The organism is Bacillus andreraoultii, assembly GCF_001244735.1.
Taxonomy (GTDB): Bacteria; Bacillota; Bacilli; order Bacillales; family Caldibacillaceae; genus Caldifermentibacillus; species Caldifermentibacillus andreraoultii.
In genome coordinates this window covers 107755-126199 of record NZ_LN868935.1, presented here as the reverse complement: position 1 = coordinate 126199, position 18445 = coordinate 107755, and the positions used below count along the sequence as shown (strand labels likewise).

15 protein-coding genes and 1 riboswitch are annotated in these 18445 nt (G+C 35.0%); of the genes, 13 read left to right on the top strand and 2 right to left on the bottom strand.

Annotated elements, in window-relative coordinates; translation table 11 throughout:
• The first annotated feature begins 153 nt into the window (after positions 1 to 153).
• From BN2144_RS01000 to BN2144_RS00980, 5 genes are all read left to right on the top strand, one after another.
• Positions 154 to 1086, top strand: coding sequence for a daunorubicin resistance protein DrrA family ABC transporter ATP-binding protein (locus tag BN2144_RS01000; RefSeq protein WP_033826502.1), 933 nt, complete (start codon positions 154 to 156; stop codon positions 1084 to 1086).
• A gap of 16 nt (positions 1087 to 1102) precedes the next feature.
• Positions 1103 to 2362, top strand: coding sequence for an ABC transporter permease (locus BN2144_RS00995; protein ID WP_033826501.1), 1260 nt, complete (start codon positions 1103 to 1105; stop codon positions 2360 to 2362).
• Complete coding sequence (locus BN2144_RS00990) at positions 2359 to 3462, top strand: ABC transporter permease (RefSeq protein WP_033826500.1); 1104 nt, start codon at positions 2359 to 2361, stop codon at positions 3460 to 3462. Before BN2144_RS00995 ends, BN2144_RS00990 begins: the two co-directional genes overlap by 4 nt.
• Positions 3463 to 3812: 350 nt before the next feature.
• Entirely contained in the window at positions 3813 to 5225 is a 1413-nt protein-coding gene (gene pepV, locus BN2144_RS00985; RefSeq protein WP_033826499.1) for a dipeptidase PepV, read from the top strand.
• A gap of 590 nt (positions 5226 to 5815) precedes the next feature.
• Positions 5816 to 6769 (top strand): aromatic acid exporter family protein, encoded by a 954-nt coding sequence (locus BN2144_RS00980; protein ID WP_033826618.1) that lies wholly within the window; start codon positions 5816 to 5818, stop codon positions 6767 to 6769.
• Positions 6770 to 6997: 228 nt separating this feature from the next.
• Here the strand turns inward: BN2144_RS00980 and BN2144_RS00975 are convergent, their stop codons facing one another.
• The gene (locus BN2144_RS00975) at positions 6998 to 7426 is read right to left on the bottom strand and encodes a hypothetical protein (protein ID WP_050632158.1); all 429 of its coding nucleotides are present in this window, start codon (positions 7424 to 7426) and stop codon (positions 6998 to 7000) included.
• 238 nt (positions 7427 to 7664) lie between these two features.
• Here BN2144_RS00975 and BN2144_RS00970 point away from each other — a divergent pair, with 238 nt between their 5' ends.
• The 8 genes from BN2144_RS00970 (at position 7665) to BN2144_RS00935 (ending at position 17233) form a co-directional block, all read left to right on the top strand.
• Positions 7665 to 8033: a GntR family transcriptional regulator gene (locus BN2144_RS00970; RefSeq protein ID WP_033826498.1), complete on the top strand. Its 369-nt coding sequence runs from the start codon at positions 7665 to 7667 to the stop codon at positions 8031 to 8033.
• Positions 8030 to 8731: an ABC transporter ATP-binding protein gene (locus tag BN2144_RS00965; RefSeq protein ID WP_033826497.1), complete on the top strand. Its 702-nt coding sequence runs from the start codon at positions 8030 to 8032 to the stop codon at positions 8729 to 8731. Before BN2144_RS00970 ends, BN2144_RS00965 begins: the two co-directional genes overlap by 4 nt.
• A 6-nt stretch (positions 8732 to 8737) precedes the next feature.
• Positions 8738 to 9565, top strand: a complete 828-nt coding sequence (locus BN2144_RS00960; RefSeq protein WP_033826496.1) for a membrane protein — start codon at positions 8738 to 8740, stop codon at positions 9563 to 9565.
• Between the two features lie 563 nt (positions 9566 to 10128).
• Positions 10129 to 11652: an NADH dehydrogenase subunit 5 gene (locus tag BN2144_RS00955; protein ID WP_033826495.1), complete on the top strand. Its 1524-nt coding sequence runs from the start codon at positions 10129 to 10131 to the stop codon at positions 11650 to 11652.
• A gap of 2 nt (positions 11653 to 11654) precedes the next feature.
• A complete protein-coding gene (locus BN2144_RS00950; RefSeq protein WP_033826494.1) occupies positions 11655 to 14261 on the top strand; it encodes a DUF2309 domain-containing protein in 2607 nt (868 codons plus the stop codon).
• Positions 14262 to 14406: 145 nt separating this feature from the next.
• Positions 14407 to 14769, top strand: a complete 363-nt coding sequence (locus BN2144_RS00945; protein WP_033826493.1) for a Na-translocating system protein MpsC family protein — start codon at positions 14407 to 14409, stop codon at positions 14767 to 14769.
• Between the two features lie 130 nt (positions 14770 to 14899).
• A riboswitch (SAM riboswitch) is annotated at positions 14900 to 15010 on the top strand.
• 171 nt (positions 15011 to 15181) lie between these two features.
• Positions 15182 to 16234, top strand: coding sequence for an LLM class flavin-dependent oxidoreductase (locus tag BN2144_RS00940; protein WP_033826492.1), 1053 nt, complete (start codon positions 15182 to 15184; stop codon positions 16232 to 16234).
• Positions 16235 to 16276: 42 nt separating this feature from the next.
• A complete protein-coding gene (locus BN2144_RS00935) occupies positions 16277 to 17233 on the top strand; it encodes an ATP-grasp domain-containing protein (protein WP_033826491.1) in 957 nt (318 codons plus the stop codon).
• Between the two features lie 88 nt (positions 17234 to 17321).
• On the opposite strand, the gene menC is transcribed toward BN2144_RS00935, so the two are convergent.
• Positions 17322 to 18437, bottom strand: coding sequence for an o-succinylbenzoate synthase (gene menC / locus BN2144_RS00930; RefSeq protein WP_033826490.1), 1116 nt, complete (start codon positions 18435 to 18437; stop codon positions 17322 to 17324).
• Positions 18438 to 18445 lie beyond the last annotated feature (8 nt).

The window sequence follows — 18445 nt, the reverse complement described above, 5'->3', positions numbered from 1 at the left end:
GAATGATAGGAGCTTACACACGAAGTTTTATTTTTTCTTTGAAACTTTAATCAAAAAATGACTTAAGTCACATTTTTTAGTTAATGAAGTGACGCTGGATACGTTAGTTAATGGAGGATTTTTCTTAACATAGAGAAAAGGGAGGGGTAATCGATGTTAGAGGTAACTGATTTATCAAAAAAGTTTAAAGGTATAACGGCTGTTCAAGGAGTAAACATGTATTTGGAAAAAGGAGAAATTGTTGGCCTGCTCGGACCGAATGGTGCGGGAAAGTCGACAACGATTTCAATGCTTTCTTCGCTCATTGTTCCTACTTCTGGTGATGTTCGCCTATTAAATGAAAATATTATTAAAAGGCCGGAAAAAATCCGCCAAATACTTGGTGTTGTTCCACAAGAAATAGCCCTTTACTCAGATTTAACAGCGGAGGAAAATTTGCAATTTTTTGGACAGATTTATGGACTTAGGGGGCAGAAATTGAAAAATAGAATTGCTGAAGTGTTGGAGCAAATCGGTCTAACGGATAGGCAAAAACATCTCGTTAAAACTTATTCCGGTGGGATGAAAAGACGGTTGAATATCGGTATAGCATTACTTCATAATCCTGAAATTATTATCATGGATGAGCCGACTGTAGGCATTGATCCTCAGTCAAGGAATTATATTTTAGAAACGGTGAAGAGGTTGAATCGAGAACAAGGGATGACGGTGTTATATACAAGTCACTATATGGAAGAAGTTGAATTTTTATGTGACCGAATTTACATTATGGATCAAGGTAATATTATCGCATCAGGAACAAAACAAGAATTAAAAAATATCCTATCATCTGAGAACACGATTATCATGAAAGTAGAACGAATGAATGAAGAGTTCATTCGTGTTTTAAGACAAGATACGAATATTCGCCAAGTTCAAGTACAAGACCAATCTCTAACGCTCATCGTTCCAAAGGAGTATAACTTGTTTAGAGCACTAACTCATTATGCTGAAGAAACAAATGCGAATTTAATTTCTATTGAAGTGAAAACACCGACGTTAGAAGATGTTTTCCTTCATCTGACGGGTAGAGCATTAAGAAATTAAGAGGAGGAAAATAGAAATGATCTTTCCATTTATTAAAAAGGATTTATTGATTATCTTTAGGAACAGACAAGAGCTACTCATCCTCCTCTTTATGCCACTTATTCTTATTTCGATTCTTGGGTTTGCTTTAGGAGGGGCTTTATCGAATGACTCAATTGCTATTCAAGCAAAAATCGCAATTGTAAATATGGATAATGAAGAAGATGGAATGGCTACCTTTATTAAAAAAATTGAAACTTTAAATTTACCGAAAGAAGCTCAAAACAAGATGATCGAAGGGGCAAAAAATCTAAAACCAGTATCGATATTAAAAAATGATGTGTTAGGTAGTAAAGAACTTAAAAAATATTTTCAAGTTTATCCAGTTGACCTTAACCAACTAGAAAAAATAAAAAATGACAATGATTATGCAGCAATTATTGAAATTCCAGAGCATTTTACTTTTAACGTATTATCAAATGTCATGCTTAATCAACGAAATGACACGGCGATTAAAATTTATAAAAATGAAGGGAAACAAGTTGCTTCCAATGTTGTTACAGACGTTGTTAGCCAGTATGAGAAAATGTTTTCAACCATGACTATCGCAAATAAAGCTGGTATCCAACTAGATGTAAACAATAACAAACAAATAGGTACGATTGATTTTGTAACAAAGAAAAAACCAATTAATTCAATGCAATACTACACAGTAGGCATGACTGTTATGTTTATTTTATTTGTCGCTTCAATGATTAGCTCTTTTGCATACAACGAGAAACAATTCCATGTCTTTAACCGAATAATTTTATCAAACACATCAAGATGGTCCTATTTTTTTGGTATATTTTTTTCAACCATGTTATTTTCAATCATTCAGCAATGTATTTTATATGGGGTATCAGCACTCCTGTATAAAGTATACTGGGAGGAGTTAACGGCACTTTTCGTCGTTATTCTTTCATTAAGTTTTTCCATTGGTGGTTTAGCCGCATTACTAACAGCGCTTAACTTTCGATTTGGAAGTGACTCAGTGTCGGGATTTTTTGGTAGTGTTATTGTAGCCATTCTTTCATTATTAGGTGGGAGCTATACACCAATCGCACATATTTCGCCTGTTATGGAGTTTTTAGGTAACATTACACCGAATGGAGCAGGTATGGCCGCATTGTTACAAGTTTTGCAAGGGTCTAGTGTACAAGGAATTCTAGATCATATCATTTATCTCCTATTTTTTGGTTTTTGCTTACTGATTATTGCGGTGATTAGCTTTCCAAAGAGAGGAGATGTCGTATGATTAATATAATAAAAACAAAATTTTGTTTGCTGTTTCGTAAGCCACTCCTTTTTCTTGGAATGATCGCAATGAGTGTACTTTTTGCTTACTTTTTAGGGAATGCTCAATATACAAAAGTGATGATTCCTGTTTATTCACATATAAACGATATAGAAAAGACGACATTGTGGAAAGACCTGTCAAGTTCTGAAATTTTCGAGTTTACACGAGTTTCCGAGAGTACGGCGAGGCAGAAGGTTCGTGAGGGGGATGTAGGTGCGGCAGTTGAGTTATTGAACGATAATTATAAAATGATTATTGCGGAAAATACATCGGATATCCCACTCTTGCAAAATTATCTTCAATCTATATACGCCGATCGATTAATAGAAAATAATATCGAAAAACAGTTGCAAGGGGAGAATCACAAGATTGAACAAATAAAACAAGAATTGAAGAGTATTGAGAAGGAACCTTTGTTTAAAGTTGATGTTCTTACCTTTCGTGGTAATAACTCGATTATTATAGATAATCAGTTACAAACATTATTTGGTTCAGCTTTATTTTTTGTTATTTTTACGATTGCCTTTAATGTTCTTCATATTTTACAAGAAAAAAGCCAAGGTGTATGGGATCGAATGATTTTGTCACCGTTAAGAAAATGGCAAATCTATACGGGAAATTTATTCTATAGTTTTCTCGTCGGCTATCTTCAAGTTGTCCTATTGTTTTTCGTATTTCGCTTTGTTGTAGGTGTTAACTTTTACGGTGGATTTAGTAAAACATTAATTATTTTAATTCCATATACGTTTGTCATCGTTTCATTAGCGATGTTTCTTGTTAGTGTTGTGAAGAACGTGCAACACTTTAATGCAATCATCCCACTAGTCTCAGTTAGTATGGCTATGATTGGAGGGGCTTTTTGGCCATTAGAAATTGTGTCTTCAAAAGTTTTACTAAAAATCTCTGAATTTATTCCGATTACGTATGGAATGGAGGCATTAAAAGGGGCAACAATTTATGGGGCATCATATGGAGAGTTAATGCAACCGATGAGTATTTTATTGTTAATGGGTGTTGTCCTTATTGGGATAGGTATTCATGTGATGGAACGAAAATAATGAAAGAAAAGATGAGATTAGCGTGAGCAAGAAATTGGCTAATCTTTTCGTTTGTTGCCCTTTCATGTGGGATAGACGCTTTGTTCGAGTCAAGTTTTAATAAACGCTCATCTAAAAGGGGGTGTAGACGCCTTACGAAGGTCAAGTAGAAGGGAGATAGGTGACCGATTTGAGTTACATCTCAATGAAATGGTCATCTAGTAGGGAGAGATACTTAATAAACTTAGTAAAGGTATGACAATCATAGACCATTTCCATTCCTGGAATAAAAGAGTAGAATAGGAAGGGAAAACTTGGTAATTATATAATATATTGTTCAATCTATATAAGTGATAAGGAGTGTGTTTGTGATGAGTCAAGTAAGATGGATGGAAGAAGTAATAAAAAGAAAATCTGACTTTATTCGTGATTTGCAAGGACTTTTACAAATTAAAAGTGTATTAGATGAAGAACATGCAACAGCGGATGCTCCACTAGGACCGGGAATAAAAGAGGCATTACAATTCATGCTTGAGCTTGGTAATAAAGATGGTTTTACTACCAAAAATGTTGACAATTTAGCTGGACATCTTGAAATGGGCCAGGGGGACGAGCTACTTGGAATTTTAGGTCATCTCGATGTCGTACCAGAGGGGGACGGTTGGAGTGTTGATCCATATCGTGCAGTAATTAAAGACGGGAAAATTTATGCTCGTGGATCAAGTGATGATAAAGGTCCAACAATGGCTGCCTATTATGCGATGAAAATTGTAAAAGAACTCGGTCTACCATTAAACAAAAGAGTTCGCTTAATTCTTGGAACGGATGAAGAAAGTAATTGGCGTTGTGTCGATCATTATTTTAACGTTGAAGAAATGCCGACACAAGGATTTGTTCCAGATGCAGATTTTCCAATTATTTATGCAGAGAAAGGAATTTCTGATTTTGACATTGTGCAACCACTTGAAACTACTAGGGGAGAAAAGGAGATTGAACTCATTTCTTTTCAATCTGGTCGGAGATATAATATGGTTCCTGATTATGCGGAAGCTCATCTAAAAGTTAAAGATGGTGGAAAAGAAATTGAGCAGAACTTTCATGAATATTTACAAAGTGAGAACATAAAAGGTACGGTATCTGTTATGAATGGCGAGATGGTACTTACATTAGTTGGGGTAAGTGCACATGGAGCTGAACCGAAAAATGGGAAAAACGCAGGTATCCTTTTAGCAAAATTTTTAGAAAGAGTAAATGTTGATGAATTTGGATCTAAGTTTATTCAAACTGTTTCCGAATTCTATCGTCAGTCTCGTGGTGAAGTATTTGATATCCAATTTTCGGATGAGGTTTCTGGGGAACTTACAATCAACCTCGGTGTAATGGAATACAATAAATCAACTGGAGGAAGAATTGGATGTAATATGCGGTATCCAGTTACTTTTAACATTGATTTAGGAAAAAGAAAAATTGAAACAAAATTAAACAAAACGGGCCTTCAATTAATGAATTTTACAGATTCGAAACCGATGTATGTTAAAGAAGACGACCCACTCATTCAAACATTACAAAAGGTATATGAAGAACAAACTGGTGAAAAAGCAGAGCTCCTTGCGATTGGCGGCGGTACATATGCAAGAGCACTAAAACATGGAGTTGCGTTTGGTGCTTTATTCCCAGGAAGAGAAGATGTCATGCATCAAAAAGACGAGTACGCTTATGTAGACGATTTACTAAAAGCCACCGCTATTTATGCACAAGCGATTTATGAATTAGCAAAGGCGTAAAAAATGAAATGATCTTATTTGGCAAGTGGAGAAGCATATGTATCGATTCTCTGTTTGCCTTTCTTTATAAAAGTTGAATTTAAGTTATAGGCTTTTGATTCAATACATTCCAATCGATTTATTGGGTAAAATCTAATTTTTAAAAAATCTATATTTCTAGAATATGAGATGGATGACATATCATAATGGCCTCATGTGTTGATGTTCGCACTTACTGTTTATTTGAGACTCCTTTCACAAATTATTAAAAAACTTTCCGTTCACTCTAGTCATTCAAGTTTACAATGAAAGAGAGATTGTTAGTTAGTATGGAGAATAAAAATAATTATCAATCGTTTCGCTGTAAATATTAGCAGGGAAAATGTACAACTTGCACAGTACAAAGGAAAAGTAATAAACGACTAGTAAAAGTAAATTTCATATTTTTAGTAGAGTAAGAAGGGAATGAAATAGATTGTTTTGAACAACCTAAGAGTTCAATCAATCTAGAGCCTCATATAGAGAAACGATTCGCTTAAGATTCTAGTCTATCCTTTTGTATTCGTAGGGTAGGCTTTTTTAATGAAAAGGAGGAAATTTCCGTGACTGGTATGGGTTTTCGAACGATAAAAACAGCAGTAGGAGCAGGATTAGCTATATGGATAGCGGACCTCGCTCAATTACAATTTTCAACTTTCGCTGCCATTATCGTTATTATGTGTATAGAAAAAACAAAGAAAAGGTCACTTGCTGCAATTTTGGAAAAGTTATTTGCCTGTTTATTAGCATTACTTCTAGGTGGGGTGTTTTTAGAAATGTTCGGTTATCACCCGATAGTTTTTTCTATCTTTATTTTATTATTTGTTCCATTACTTGTACGAGCAAAGATTCAAGGTGGATTTGTAACGAGTATGGTCGTTTTCTTGCATCTATACGCACTTGAAAATGTAACTGTACCCATCATGCTAAATGAATTTTATATTATTCTTATCGGAATAGGAATTGCTGCAATATTAAATAGTTATATGCCAAGTGTAAAAGAACATATACGAAATTACAAAAAAGAAATTGAACAGAGATTTAGTACAATCTTATATGAGTTTTCTGCTTATTTAAGAAATCCTGAACGAAATTGGGATGGAAAAGAAGTAATTGAAGTAGAGGATATCATTACGGAAGCAAAAAACACTGCATTAAAAGAGAGTGAAAACCATTTAATTCGGAAACAATATGAAGATTTATTTTACTTGGAAATGCGGGAAAATCAACTTGATTTATTGAAAAGAATGCTTCCGGTAGTATCTTCGCTAGGTTCTCAAGTAAAACAGACGGAGATCTTTGCTGAGTTTCTAGAGTTCCTAAGTCAACATGTACATTCAGGAGATACTACAGAGCTTTCATTGCAGAAACTAGATGAATGTTGGAAAATGATTCGCGAAACGGATTTGCCGCAAACAAGAGAAGAATTTGAAACGAGGGCAAACTTATTTTACTTAATGAATGAAATTGAAAATTATTTACATATTAAAAGAAAACTATTTAACAAGGCTGTTAGCATAGGATGAAACAGAAGAAGTGGTGATGTCCTTGTTTCTACAATATCTTAGGACAGTCACTTCCCTTGTGCTACAGAAAGGTTTTTGACAAGCTAGGAAACTGAAAATAGATGTTCACTAAGAAAAGGGGAATTTCTATTACCCAATGTTTCAGGGTGTAGTTCCCCAAGCACCTGAATGGAATTTTTGTCAATCAACGTAGTATAATATGTAAACCTTTTACAATAATCTAAATAACTATTCTATTAAACCAAGGTAAGGAATTTCTTTTTCATCTACAACGGCAATATAGACTGGTCCCGGATAATCTTCTAGTTTATATATTTTTGTCCCAACTGGTAATATTGTCGCGGTTTGATCTTTAATCTCCTCGGGATTCGTTGTTTGTTTTTTTATTTCTGCAATTTTATCTCCAATTTTATTATCAAGTTCTTTCACCCATTTCAAATCACCAGCATTAACAAAAACAATTCCATTTAAATAAAAAAGATCTGCATTTGTATCTTCTGCCAATACTTCTTCAAGTGTCGAATCAATCTGGTGCTCATTTTTTGCTTCTTGCTTTTCTCCTTTTTGTGCTTCACTACTTGCAGGTGTTTTTTTATCTGAGCAAGCAGCTAAAACTAGTAAAAGTGTAAAAATAAGTATCATGCGAAAAAATTTCATCGAAGAACCCCCTTTATTTCTATATCCCCTTTGTTGTCAATATATGATTTTGGAAAAGAAAAATAACTAAGGATAAAGAAAAGGAGTTTATGGTTCTTAAAAATCAGTTAACGGTCAAGAAATATGAGTTCATATTTACTATAAAAAGAAATAGATAAAGGTCTATTGACTGTTATGATGTATTAGTGTGCCATTTAATTAGGTCACTAATACAAAAAGAACACTGGAGGTGAGTATTATGGAATTTAATAGCAATTTACCCATTTATATACAAATTATGAATTTAATCAAGACAAAAATTGCGTCCGGTGAGTTAAATGGAGGTGATAAATTGCCATCTGTACGTGAATTTTCAAAAGAAATGAAAGTAAATCCAAATACGATTCAAAGGGTGTATCAAGAGTTAGAACGGGAAGAACTTGTTTTCACCCAAAGAGGAATGGGGACGTTTGTTACCGAAAATAAGGATACGATTAAAGGGTTAAAAAAAGGTCGGGCAACAGAGTTAATGAACTTATTCTTTGGTGAAATGAGTAACTTAGGATTTACAATTGAAGAAATTAAAGGAATGATTATGGAATGGGTCGAGAAGGAGGAGTGCAAATGAGTAATATAATAGAAGTTCATCAATTGACAAAGAGTTATTTTAATAAAAAAGCATTAGATAATATTGATTTAACGATTGAAACGGGAAGGGTAGTTGGTATTCTAGGTCCGAATGGAAGCGGAAAGACAACATTTATAAAAATTTTATCAGGTTTATTACGTCAATCAAGTGGTGATGTTTTTATTGATGGTAAAAAAGTTGGTGTCGAAACGAAATCGATTGTTTCTTATTTGCCAGACCGTAACTTTTTATATAATTGGATGCGGATTCGTGATGCGGGTAGATTTTATAAAGACTTTTACTTTGATTTTGATGAGAATAAATTTAATGAGCTACTAAACTTTATGAATTTAGATAAAGATATGAGGATTACAAGCTTATCTAAAGGCATGCATGAAAAACTGAATTTATCACTCGTCCTCTCAAGAAATGCAAAATTGTATATTTTAGATGAACCGATTGCTGGGGTTGACCCTGTGGCAAGAGATCAAATTTTAGACGCAATTATTAATAACTATAGTAAAGATCATACACTTCTTATTACAACCCATCTTGTCCGCGACATGGAGAGTATGTTAGATGATGTCGTCTTTATTAAGAATGGTCAACTTATTTTATCTGGAAATGCAGAAATGTTACGTGAGGAAAAAAGAATGCAAATAGAAGATATTTATAAAGAAACTTTTGGTGAGAGGTGATGAATCATGTTAAAACTAATGAAATATGAAATTAAAGGGACGTTTAAATATATCATAGGGATTATGGCTCTAGTTTTATTGTTGATTACAGGCATTTATATGTATGTAACGAAGGGGAGTGAACCTTCTGGATTTGGTGTGCTCTTCATTGTCTTATCTATCCTCGTTATTTTTGGTGCCGGTCTGTCTACATTTTTATATATTGTTGGTTCTTTTAAAAAAGAATTATATGAAGATCGGGGCTATTTAACATTTACTTTACCTCTAACCGGAAATCAAATTATCGGGGCAAAATTAATCGTTGCTACGATGTGGTTTATTCTTTTAGGTACAGTTATCGGATTATATAATGTATTGATGGTTTATGTTACGAATCGTGGTAACATCGATTTGTCCACCATATTTCTCTATTTATCTGAAACGATCCGAGTTCAAGAATACATTGTTGGTGCAATTGGTGGCATTTTTAGTATCGTTATTTTACTCATGATAATTTACTTTTCGATGGCACTTAGTCGAGTAACATTTAGAAACAAGCGAATTGGTGGCCTATGGTTCGTTATCTTTCTTATATTAAGTGGAATTTTGTTGTATGGCCAAGTAGTAGTAGCAGATTTATTTCCGTATTATATCAATTGGAGATCTTTTGAAGTGGGAACGATGGAAACTTTCTTTAACATGAACCCAACGATTGATATAACTAGTGGGTTCAATGTTCAAGTCGACCCTATGATTATGATGACAAATATTGCCACTACTATTTATAATATCGTTACTTTTGTCGCCCTTTATTTAGGGACGAGTTACATTATCGAAAAGAAAATTGATGTATAATAAAGAAACTGTAGGGTGAGGACCCTACAGTTTTCAATATAGTAGGTAGTGGATATTTGCTTCTTATTAATCATTCGGATTCCTGCAATAAAACCACCTACCATTATTCTTAACTGTTATGAATGAAAAAGTGTAAATCATTCTTTAGGATTAGACTTTAGTTTTTAGCACAGCGTAATTTTAAGTCTAACAAGAGTGTTTTCAGTAACATAAATTTCAAAAATATACTTGACAGTTTTTTTTTCAAATAGTAACATAACTAATAATAAATTTCCTTTAGCAGATCGTTAATGATGATTGACGGTGTGAAAAAGGATGTAAAAAATCGAAATCTAAGTTAATTGAATAAAAGGGTAGGTAGACGAGTTAAAAACCAGTTTGGTTCGTAAATCGTAAACCGACAATTTCCAACATTTAATGGCAAGAGAATGCTATTAAGTGAATGAAATTGTCGGTTTTTTTTATTGAATGAACTCATATTGAAAGGAAGTTTTACGTGGTACTTCATTTAAATTTTATTCAGATACAAAAGATGCCGAGAAGAGGTAGTTGGGAGGAGTAGTATGATTTCAATAGACACGAATTTTTATATACTTTTTTTCATTGTACTGTCTATTCCGATGATAAGTTCGGCTATTTTCCTAATCCCTAAAATTTCCTACTCTTTCATCCATGCCCATACGGCTTTCTTAACATTCGGACCAATTGTTTCATTACTAGCACTTATTTCACATCATGATCAAACCGTAGTTGTAGGCCCGTTTCAATTTGATTCGTTTGCTTGGTTGCTAGCTACATTTATATTGACAATCAGTTTTGTCTTGCAGCGGTTTTCTGTGCGGTACTTATTTGGGGATCAAGCATACCGGAAATACTTTTTTCTGTTTACTTTAACAACTGTAGCAAATGCACTCGCTTGGTTTTGTCAAGATATGCGTTTTATGATTCTCTTTTTCGGATGCACGCTGTTTGGATTATTTTTACTCATCGGTTTAAAACGAGAATGGAAAATTGCTAGAAAAGCGGCACTACTTTCAGGTCAACTATTTTTTCTAAGCATTCTTTGTTTAACTATTGCTCTCATTTGGTTAGGAAAAGAAACAGGTACATGGCAGTTACAAGAGGTGTTCGAAAATATTGACTCGATTCAGCAGTGGACGAAAACTTGTATCAATTTGCTCTTTGTTTTAGTCGTCATCATACCTGCTGCACAATGGCCATTTAGTAGCTGGCTTTTAAATTCAGTTGTGGCTCCGACTCCTGTATCAGCTGTTATGCATGCAGGGATTGTCAATGCTGGTGGACTGTTATTAACTCGCTTTTCTCCATTATTTCAAGGTGACCCTTCGCAAATAGTATTAATTCTTGTTTCAAGTATTTCCGTTTTTATCGGAACAGGCATTATGCTCATCCAAGTTGATTATAAAAGACAGCTCGTCGGTTCTACGATGGCGCAAATGGGTTTTATGCTCATTCAATGTGGTTTAGGTGCTTATACAGCAGCCATTACGCACGCGATTTTACACGGGTTGTTCAAAGCAACGTTATTTCTACAATCTGGTTCGGCACTTCAACATGTAAAACAGAAAAACATGGGTACAACGAAGCAAATCTCCCTATTATCAAGCGTAATTGGGATTTTACTTGGTATCGGTATCGGAATCGGGTTATGGATGTCATCTTCAGCTGAACCTTACCAAATCATAAGTGCGATTATTTTAGGTTGGTCTGCTATGTTTTCTTGGGTGTTACTTGTAGGAACGAATCAAGGTTGGCTTAGTCGAATTGTTGGTACACTAATCTTTATCGTGACAACTTTTATCTTTCTTATCATTCACCATTCATTTACCCATTTTTTAGGAGATATAAAAACTGATACTGCATCATTCTCCTGGATGGCAAGTCTCTTCGTTATCATACTTTTAACTAGTGGTACGATTTTTAGTTTTTGGCTGAATAAACATCAATCATCACCAATTTATATAAAAGTTTACTTTTGGCTCGTTCGATTAGGAGAACCGAAAAATAAATTAGTTGAAAGCCATCCTAACTATTTAACACAACAAGTCATGAAAGGAGGAAATTAATTTTGAATACGACATCAGCAAGACCACTAGTAGTTGAAAGTAATCATATACATCAAAAATTAAATATATCGCAATTAGTTAACAAAGCGAGTCATGTGATTACTCCTTATGGACCGATTGATAAGTTTGCTGCAAGAAATCCTTGGGCAGGGATGGAATCAGAGCCGTTTGAAAAAGTTGCTAAAAAATTGAAGGCAATGACGAATGTTGACATATTGCCGAACCAAATGATGATAAAAAAAGCGTGGGAGCATAGGGAAATCAATGAAGATATTTTAATCAAAAAGCTTGAACAGTGGATTCGTAAACATGTTTCACATATACCATTTGATCAAGCAAAAGCCTTTTGTTTGGCTGGGGTAATGGACTTTAATACGAAGTTTGAAAATACGTCGGAAATCCAAGCGATGGCAAGAAAGTTAGGTCGCTTTCAAATGCCGTTTGATGATCGTAAAACAGTCAAAACATATAGTCAGATTCTTGAACAAAATGGAATTAGTCAAGATGCGAGTAGAGTAAATCAGTCGATGATTAAATGGTGTAAATTGTTTTTAGATCAATCACAAGCGCTTTGGTCGATGCCGAATCGGGAAAAGGGATTTTTTGTCGCTTGGAAAAATGTTATCTGCTTTGATCCCGATTATAAAGATTACCTTGGTGAAATAGGCAACTTACCTGACCACGCGACAGAAGCATTACAATACAGTTTACAACAATTAAATATTCCACAGAAAGATATTCAAGAGTATATTGAGGCACACTTACTAGCCTTACCTGGCTGGGCCGGAATGATTTTATGGCGTGCAGAAAATATTTCTGGTGAAGAGGAATTACTTACTGAATATTTAGCCGTACGTGTTACACTAGAATCTTTATTAGTAAAAAAACATTTACCGTTACAAAAAGATCATACTAAAAAAGAAGTGGATTTCGAACAACTTGTTGCCGCTTGGTTTCAATGGGGAAAAATGTCACCATCAAGCTGGTTCCGTTTATCTTTTTCAGAAATAAGAGCTCGTCTAAAATTAGCATATGATTTTAATGAATTAGTTAGAAAACAATTATGGCTGGAAGCATGGGAGGAAACATATGAAAGTCAACTACGACAAAAAATCACATCGGTACAAGGAAACGTGACACAAACTGCATCTGTCTTAGCTCAATTTGTTTTTTGTATTGATGTACGATCTGAGCCCTTTAGAAGACAGTTAGAAAATGCAGGTCCATTTGAAACAATCGGTACAGCTGGATTCTTCGGTTTACCAATTGAAACATGTGAGCTTGGCAAGCACCATGCTCATCCATCATTACCAGTTATGTTTAAACCACAATATAAAGTGAATGAAACTTTACATGACGAAGGGTTAGAAAATTATTTTGAACGTATTCGTACAGGTTTTGCTGTAACAAAAACGTTCAAAAGTATGAAACACCAGCTATTAACGAGTATGCTGCTTCCAGAAATAAGTGGTCCTTATTTAACAGTACAAACGTTGGCAAGAAGTTTGACACCAAAAATGGCTGGAAGTGCATTGCGAAAAATAAGAAAAAAATGGTTAAAAAAACCAACTACGACCTTAACAATTAATAGAGAAACAAACTCAGAAGAATTGCTGCCAATTGGATTTTCTAAAGAGGAAAGGGTTTATTATACCCGACAAGCATTATTAATGATGGGACTGACTAAACATTTTGCACCTTTAGTTGTTATTTGTGGTCATGGAAGTATTAGTACGAATAACCCATATGCGTCAAGTTTAGATTGTGGGGCTTGTGGTGGTGCATCGAGTCGTTTTAATGCTCGAGTTTTAGCCACTTTATGTAATCTTCCAGATGTAAGAAATGAACTAGCGAAAGATGGAATTTATATACCTGAGGAAACGATGTTTGTTGCGGCAGAGCACATTACTTCCTTAGATGAGTTGCATTGGGTAGATGTACCTGAATTAACGACTGCAGCTAAAGAGGCAATGAAAATAGTTGAAGATGTACTCCCTGAGGTGAGCGAAAAAGCAAATGCAGAACGAATTTCCAAATTGCCAGGGGTTAAAGCAATCAATTATCAGCCAAGAAGAGAAGCCGTCCGTTTAGCCGAAGATTGGAGTGAAATTCGACCAGAATGGGGTTTAGCTCGTAATGCGAGTTTTATTATTGGCAAGCGAGAATTGACGAGTTTTTGTCATTTAGATAGTAGGAGTTTCTTACAAAATTACGATTGGGAAATGGATCCAGATGGAACAATTTTAAATCATATTATTTCAGGTCCAGTAACAGTGGCGCAATGGATTAATTTGCAATACTATGCATCAACAGTGGCTCCTCATTATTACGGAAGTGGAAATAAAACAACGCAAACGGTCACAGCAGGCGTTGGTGTCATGCAAGGAAATGCAAGTGATTTATTAATTGGCTTACCATGGCAATCGGTCATGTTATCAGATGAAGAAGCATATCATACGCCCATACGTCTTCTCATTGTCATTCAAGCACCGAGAAGCCATATTGAACGGTTACTAAATAACAATCACGATTTTCACCAAAAATTAAAGAACGGCTGGATTCGATTAGCGTCTATTGGTCCCGATAGAGAATGGAGTAGTTGGTCTTAAATGCAACACAGTTATTTAGCAAAATATTCCATGATCGTGAACCATTTCAAAGAAAAAATTGATTTTTTAGGAAAAATTTTCTAGAACATCTATAAAATCTGTTATAATCTTTTCAAGGTAGATAGAGATAGAAAGGAAATGGATGATGGAGAAAACTAAAGGAGCGCTTGAAGCTGACATCAGTAAAGCATTAACTCATTGGGAAAAAACGTATCTTGGACGCGGTTCAATTTCGGTAAAATCAGATGTATTAAGAGATATGATTATCGTTTCATTACAGGGAATTCTTACACCTGCAGAATATTCTCTTTGTAAAGATAAGGAAGGTCTGTTATCAGTTAAGGAAAATCGTAATAGTTTAGTCGAAACAGGAGTAGAAGAGCTAAAGAAAATTATTTATGATCTAACAGGTGAAAAAGTGATTAGTTTTTATACGGATTTAAGTACAAAAACTGGGGAGCGAATGATGATATTTAAGCTTTCCACTGATTTGCAAAGTAAAATATAATCGTAAAACTTGTCATTAACATATAGAGAATGGTAAATGCTTCCTTTTCATTTATTATGAGGTCAAATATATTGACAGTTCATAAATTTTCGTATTATGATGCAATAAATTGATGAAAAATATCGTATTATTCTTATCCAGAGAGGTGGAGGGAAATGGCCCTAGGAAACCTCAGCAACAGGTCTCGCTTTAAAAGACACTGTGCTAATTCCATCGAGCATGATTGCTTGACAGATAAGAAGAGAACAGTTTATAAAAACTCTTTTCTTATCCAGAAAAGAGTTTTTACTTTTGCCGTTTTTTAAAACTTTGTTGTAATTGAGATAAAAGTTGTTCTGCTATTCAAAAAAGCAACAATCATTGAGAAAACAGCCTGAATAGTACATAAAAAAAGCGAAAGAGGGATGAAGAGATGAAATATGGATTTTGGTTGCCGATTTTTGGTGGATGGTTACGGAATGTTGATGATGAACAAATGCCACCAACATTTGAATATGCCAAAAAGGTCGTACAATCGGCGGAGGCATGGGGATATGATTTAACTTTAATCGCTGAACTTTATTTAAATGATATAAAAGGTATAGAACAGGATGCATTAGAAGCTTGGTCGACAGCAGCAGCCTTAGCAGCTGTTACAAATAAGATTGAACTTTTAACGGCCATTCGTCCAATTTACCATAACCCGGCTGTCACAGCGAAAATGGCAGCGAATATTGATCAGATTAGCAATGGGCGCTTTACAATGAACATCGTATCAGGCTGGTGGGCTGAGGAAGCCAAACAGTATGGTGGTGATTTTACAGAACACGATGAGCGTTATGACCGGACGAAGGAGTTCATTGAGATTTTAAGAGGATTGTGGTCGGAACAAACATTTTCGTATGAAGGAAAGTTTTACACGCATGAAAATACGATATTATCACCGAAGCCGTTACAAAAACCAAATCCACGTTTATATGCTGGTGGAGAAAGTGAAAAAGCAAAGCAAGTAATTTCTTCATTATGTGACTCTTATGTCATTCATGGTCATACAGTTGAAGAAGCAGCTGTAAAAATTGCTGATATGAAGGAACGACGTAAACAAATTGGGAAGGAACCATTCCACTCAATCGGGATGGCAGCTTATGTTATTTGTCGTGACACAGAGGAAGAAGCACAGGAAGAATTAAAACGGATTACATCGGTGAAAAACTTAAGTGGATATGCTGGATTTAAAGATTTTACTTCCAAATCTCAATTAGAACAACAACTACAACTGCAAGACTATTCTGTTTCTAATCGTGGATTGAGACCGAATTTAATTGGAACTCCAGATCGAATTGCGAGACAATTAATAGAATTTGAAAAAGTTGGTGTCGATTTTCTACTATTACAATGTTCACCACAATTAGAAGAGCTTGAACGCTTTAGTAAACAAGTCATGCCACTTGTCGAAAAGTTAAGAGGCTTATTAATAAATCAATAAGAGAAAAAATGTAAAACGAAACGATGAGGAGTGAAGAAAAAAATGAGTAAAATTTATGTCATTCATGAAAATGAAGAGTGGACGGAACATTTATTTAAAAGATTAGAAGAGCTACATTTGCCATATGAAGATTGGTTTATCGAAAAAGGAAAAGTTGATTTACAATCGATTCCTCCAGAGGGGATTTTTTATAGCCGAATGAGTGCCTCGTCACATACGAGAGGTCACCGGTACTCACCGGAATTAACAAGTGCGCTTCTTGAATGGTTAGAGTTTCATGGACGGGAAGTAATTAATGGTACTCGTGCATTACAGCTAGAAGTGAGTAAAGTACGTCAATACTTTGAACTGGAGAAATACGGGATAAAAACACCGAAAACAATTGCAGCGATTGGAAAAGAAGAGATGATCAAAGCTGCGGAAAGCTTTCAAGGTGAAAAATTTATTACAAAACATAATCGTGCTGGAAAAGGATTAGGCGTACAACTGTTTAGCTCGATTGAAGCCTTACGAAACTATATTGAAGGTGAAACATTTGAAGAGCCTGTTGATGGAATTACATTAGTACAAGAATATATCGAATCAAAAGATTCCTCTATCACGCGTTGTGAGTTTATTGGTGGGAAGTTCCATTATGCAGTTCGGGTCGATACATCGGATGGTTTTCAACTTTGCCCAGCAGACGCTTGTACCATTGATGATTTATTTTGTCCTGTTGGGGAAGAGAGTACTAATCCGTCGAAGTTTACGATTCTTGAAGATTTTCACCATCCAATACTTGAAAAATATGAAGGTGTACTTGCTGAAAATGGGATTCAAGTGGCTGGAATTGAATTTATTGAAGACAAACGTGGCGAGATTTTTACGTATGATATGAATACAAATACAAATTATAATAGCGATGCAGAAGCAAAAGCGGGGAAATATGGCATGCTCAAACTTGCTGAATTTTTAGGGGAAAGATTAGAAATTGTAAGTGGATCAACTTCTGTAAAATAAAACGATTTTTGTGATATAAAGGGAAGATTTTCGTTTAAATACGAGTAAACAGATATGAATGGACAAAATTACGAAGCGGGGAAAGTAATCAGCTTTCCCCGCCAACAAATGTTTCAACATACGACGTAACTTCTGTTAATCGCCGTTGATTGATAGAAAAGCCGATTCCATCCTTTGTTGGAACTTGAATATAGCCTTGATCAATGTTAATTTCTGGTTCGATAATATCTTCTTCCCAATAATTAGTTGAAGCTGGCAGGTCTCCTGGAATTGAAAATCCAGTTAATGAGGAAAGGGCAAGATTATGAGCTTTAGAAATGCCATATTCAATCATTCCACCACACCAAAGCTTTACCTGATTTGAAATACATAAATCATGGATTGCAATCGCAGTTTGTAGGCCACCTACTCGTCCAATTTTAATATTAATAACTTGACAACTACCTAGTTGAATGGCACTTTGGGCATCATGAAAACTTGTTATGCTCTCATCTAAGCAAATCGGTGTCTTCAATTGTGATTGGAGGTAGGCGTGATCAACAATATCGCTCGTACCAAGGGGCTGCTCAATCATTAATAAATCAAATTGATCGAGGGCCTGTAATTTCTCTATATCTTTCAAAGTATAACTTGAATTTGCATCGACCATTAAAGGTAAGGTTGGAAAGTGTGACCGTATCTCTTTTAAATATTGGTAATCCATTTGCTGATTTATTTTCAGTTTTACTCGTTGGTATCCTTGTTCTAAAAATCTCTCAATCTGTTTAATCGCATCTTGCATATTTTTCGTTGCAACAACTGCTCCAGCTGCTACTTTTTCCCGCGTACCACCTATAACTTGAGCAAGTGGCTGTTGACATCTTTTTGCATACAAATCCCAAATCGCCGTTTCCAGTCCTGCTTTTGCCATTGGATTCCCTTTGATTGCAGAAAAAATCGTTGTCACTTGTGCAGGGTGTTCGATTTGATTTGCAAATACAAGAGGAATTAAATAATCCTTTAACATATGATATGCCGTTTGAACAGTTTCCTCTGTATACCAAGGCGAATCAAAGGCGACAACTTCCCCATAGCCAGAGCAACCATCTTCGTCAACGACTTGCACGATGATTGACTTTCTCGTTTTTACGGTTGCTAAATGGGTTACAAACGGCTTTTTCAATGGCATGTCGATAATTCTTAGTACAACTTTATCAAATTTCATGGTCATAA

What these genes read in the sequence shown, in the direction of transcription:
- BN2144_RS01000 (WP_033826502.1), top strand. Translation starts at nt 154, where the DNA reads ATGTTAGAGGTAACTGATTTATCAAAAAAGTTTAAAGGTATAACGGCT.
- BN2144_RS00995 (WP_033826501.1), top strand. Translation starts at nt 1,103, where the DNA reads ATGATCTTTCCATTTATTAAAAAGGATTTATTGATTATCTTTAGGAAC.
- BN2144_RS00990 (WP_033826500.1), top strand. Translation starts at nt 2,359, where the DNA reads ATGATTAATATAATAAAAACAAAATTTTGTTTGCTGTTTCGTAAGCCA.
- pepV (WP_033826499.1), top strand. Translation starts at nt 3,813, where the DNA reads ATGAGTCAAGTAAGATGGATGGAAGAAGTAATAAAAAGAAAATCTGAC.
- BN2144_RS00980 (WP_033826618.1), top strand. Translation starts at nt 5,816, where the DNA reads ATGGGTTTTCGAACGATAAAAACAGCAGTAGGAGCAGGATTAGCTATA.
- BN2144_RS00975 (WP_050632158.1), bottom strand. Translation starts at nt 7,426, where the DNA reads ATGAAATTTTTTCGCATGATACTTATTTTTACACTTTTACTAGTTTTA.
- BN2144_RS00970 (WP_033826498.1), top strand. Translation starts at nt 7,665, where the DNA reads ATGGAATTTAATAGCAATTTACCCATTTATATACAAATTATGAATTTA.
- BN2144_RS00965 (WP_033826497.1), top strand. Translation starts at nt 8,030, where the DNA reads ATGAGTAATATAATAGAAGTTCATCAATTGACAAAGAGTTATTTTAAT.
- BN2144_RS00960 (WP_033826496.1), top strand. Translation starts at nt 8,738, where the DNA reads ATGTTAAAACTAATGAAATATGAAATTAAAGGGACGTTTAAATATATC.
- BN2144_RS00955 (WP_033826495.1), top strand. Translation starts at nt 10,129, where the DNA reads ATGATTTCAATAGACACGAATTTTTATATACTTTTTTTCATTGTACTG.
- BN2144_RS00945 (WP_033826493.1), top strand. Translation starts at nt 14,407, where the DNA reads ATGGAGAAAACTAAAGGAGCGCTTGAAGCTGACATCAGTAAAGCATTA.
- BN2144_RS00940 (WP_033826492.1), top strand. Translation starts at nt 15,182, where the DNA reads ATGAAATATGGATTTTGGTTGCCGATTTTTGGTGGATGGTTACGGAAT.
- BN2144_RS00935 (WP_033826491.1), top strand. Translation starts at nt 16,277, where the DNA reads ATGAGTAAAATTTATGTCATTCATGAAAATGAAGAGTGGACGGAACAT.
- menC (WP_033826490.1), bottom strand. Translation starts at nt 18,437, where the DNA reads ATGAAATTTGATAAAGTTGTACTAAGAATTATCGACATGCCATTGAAA.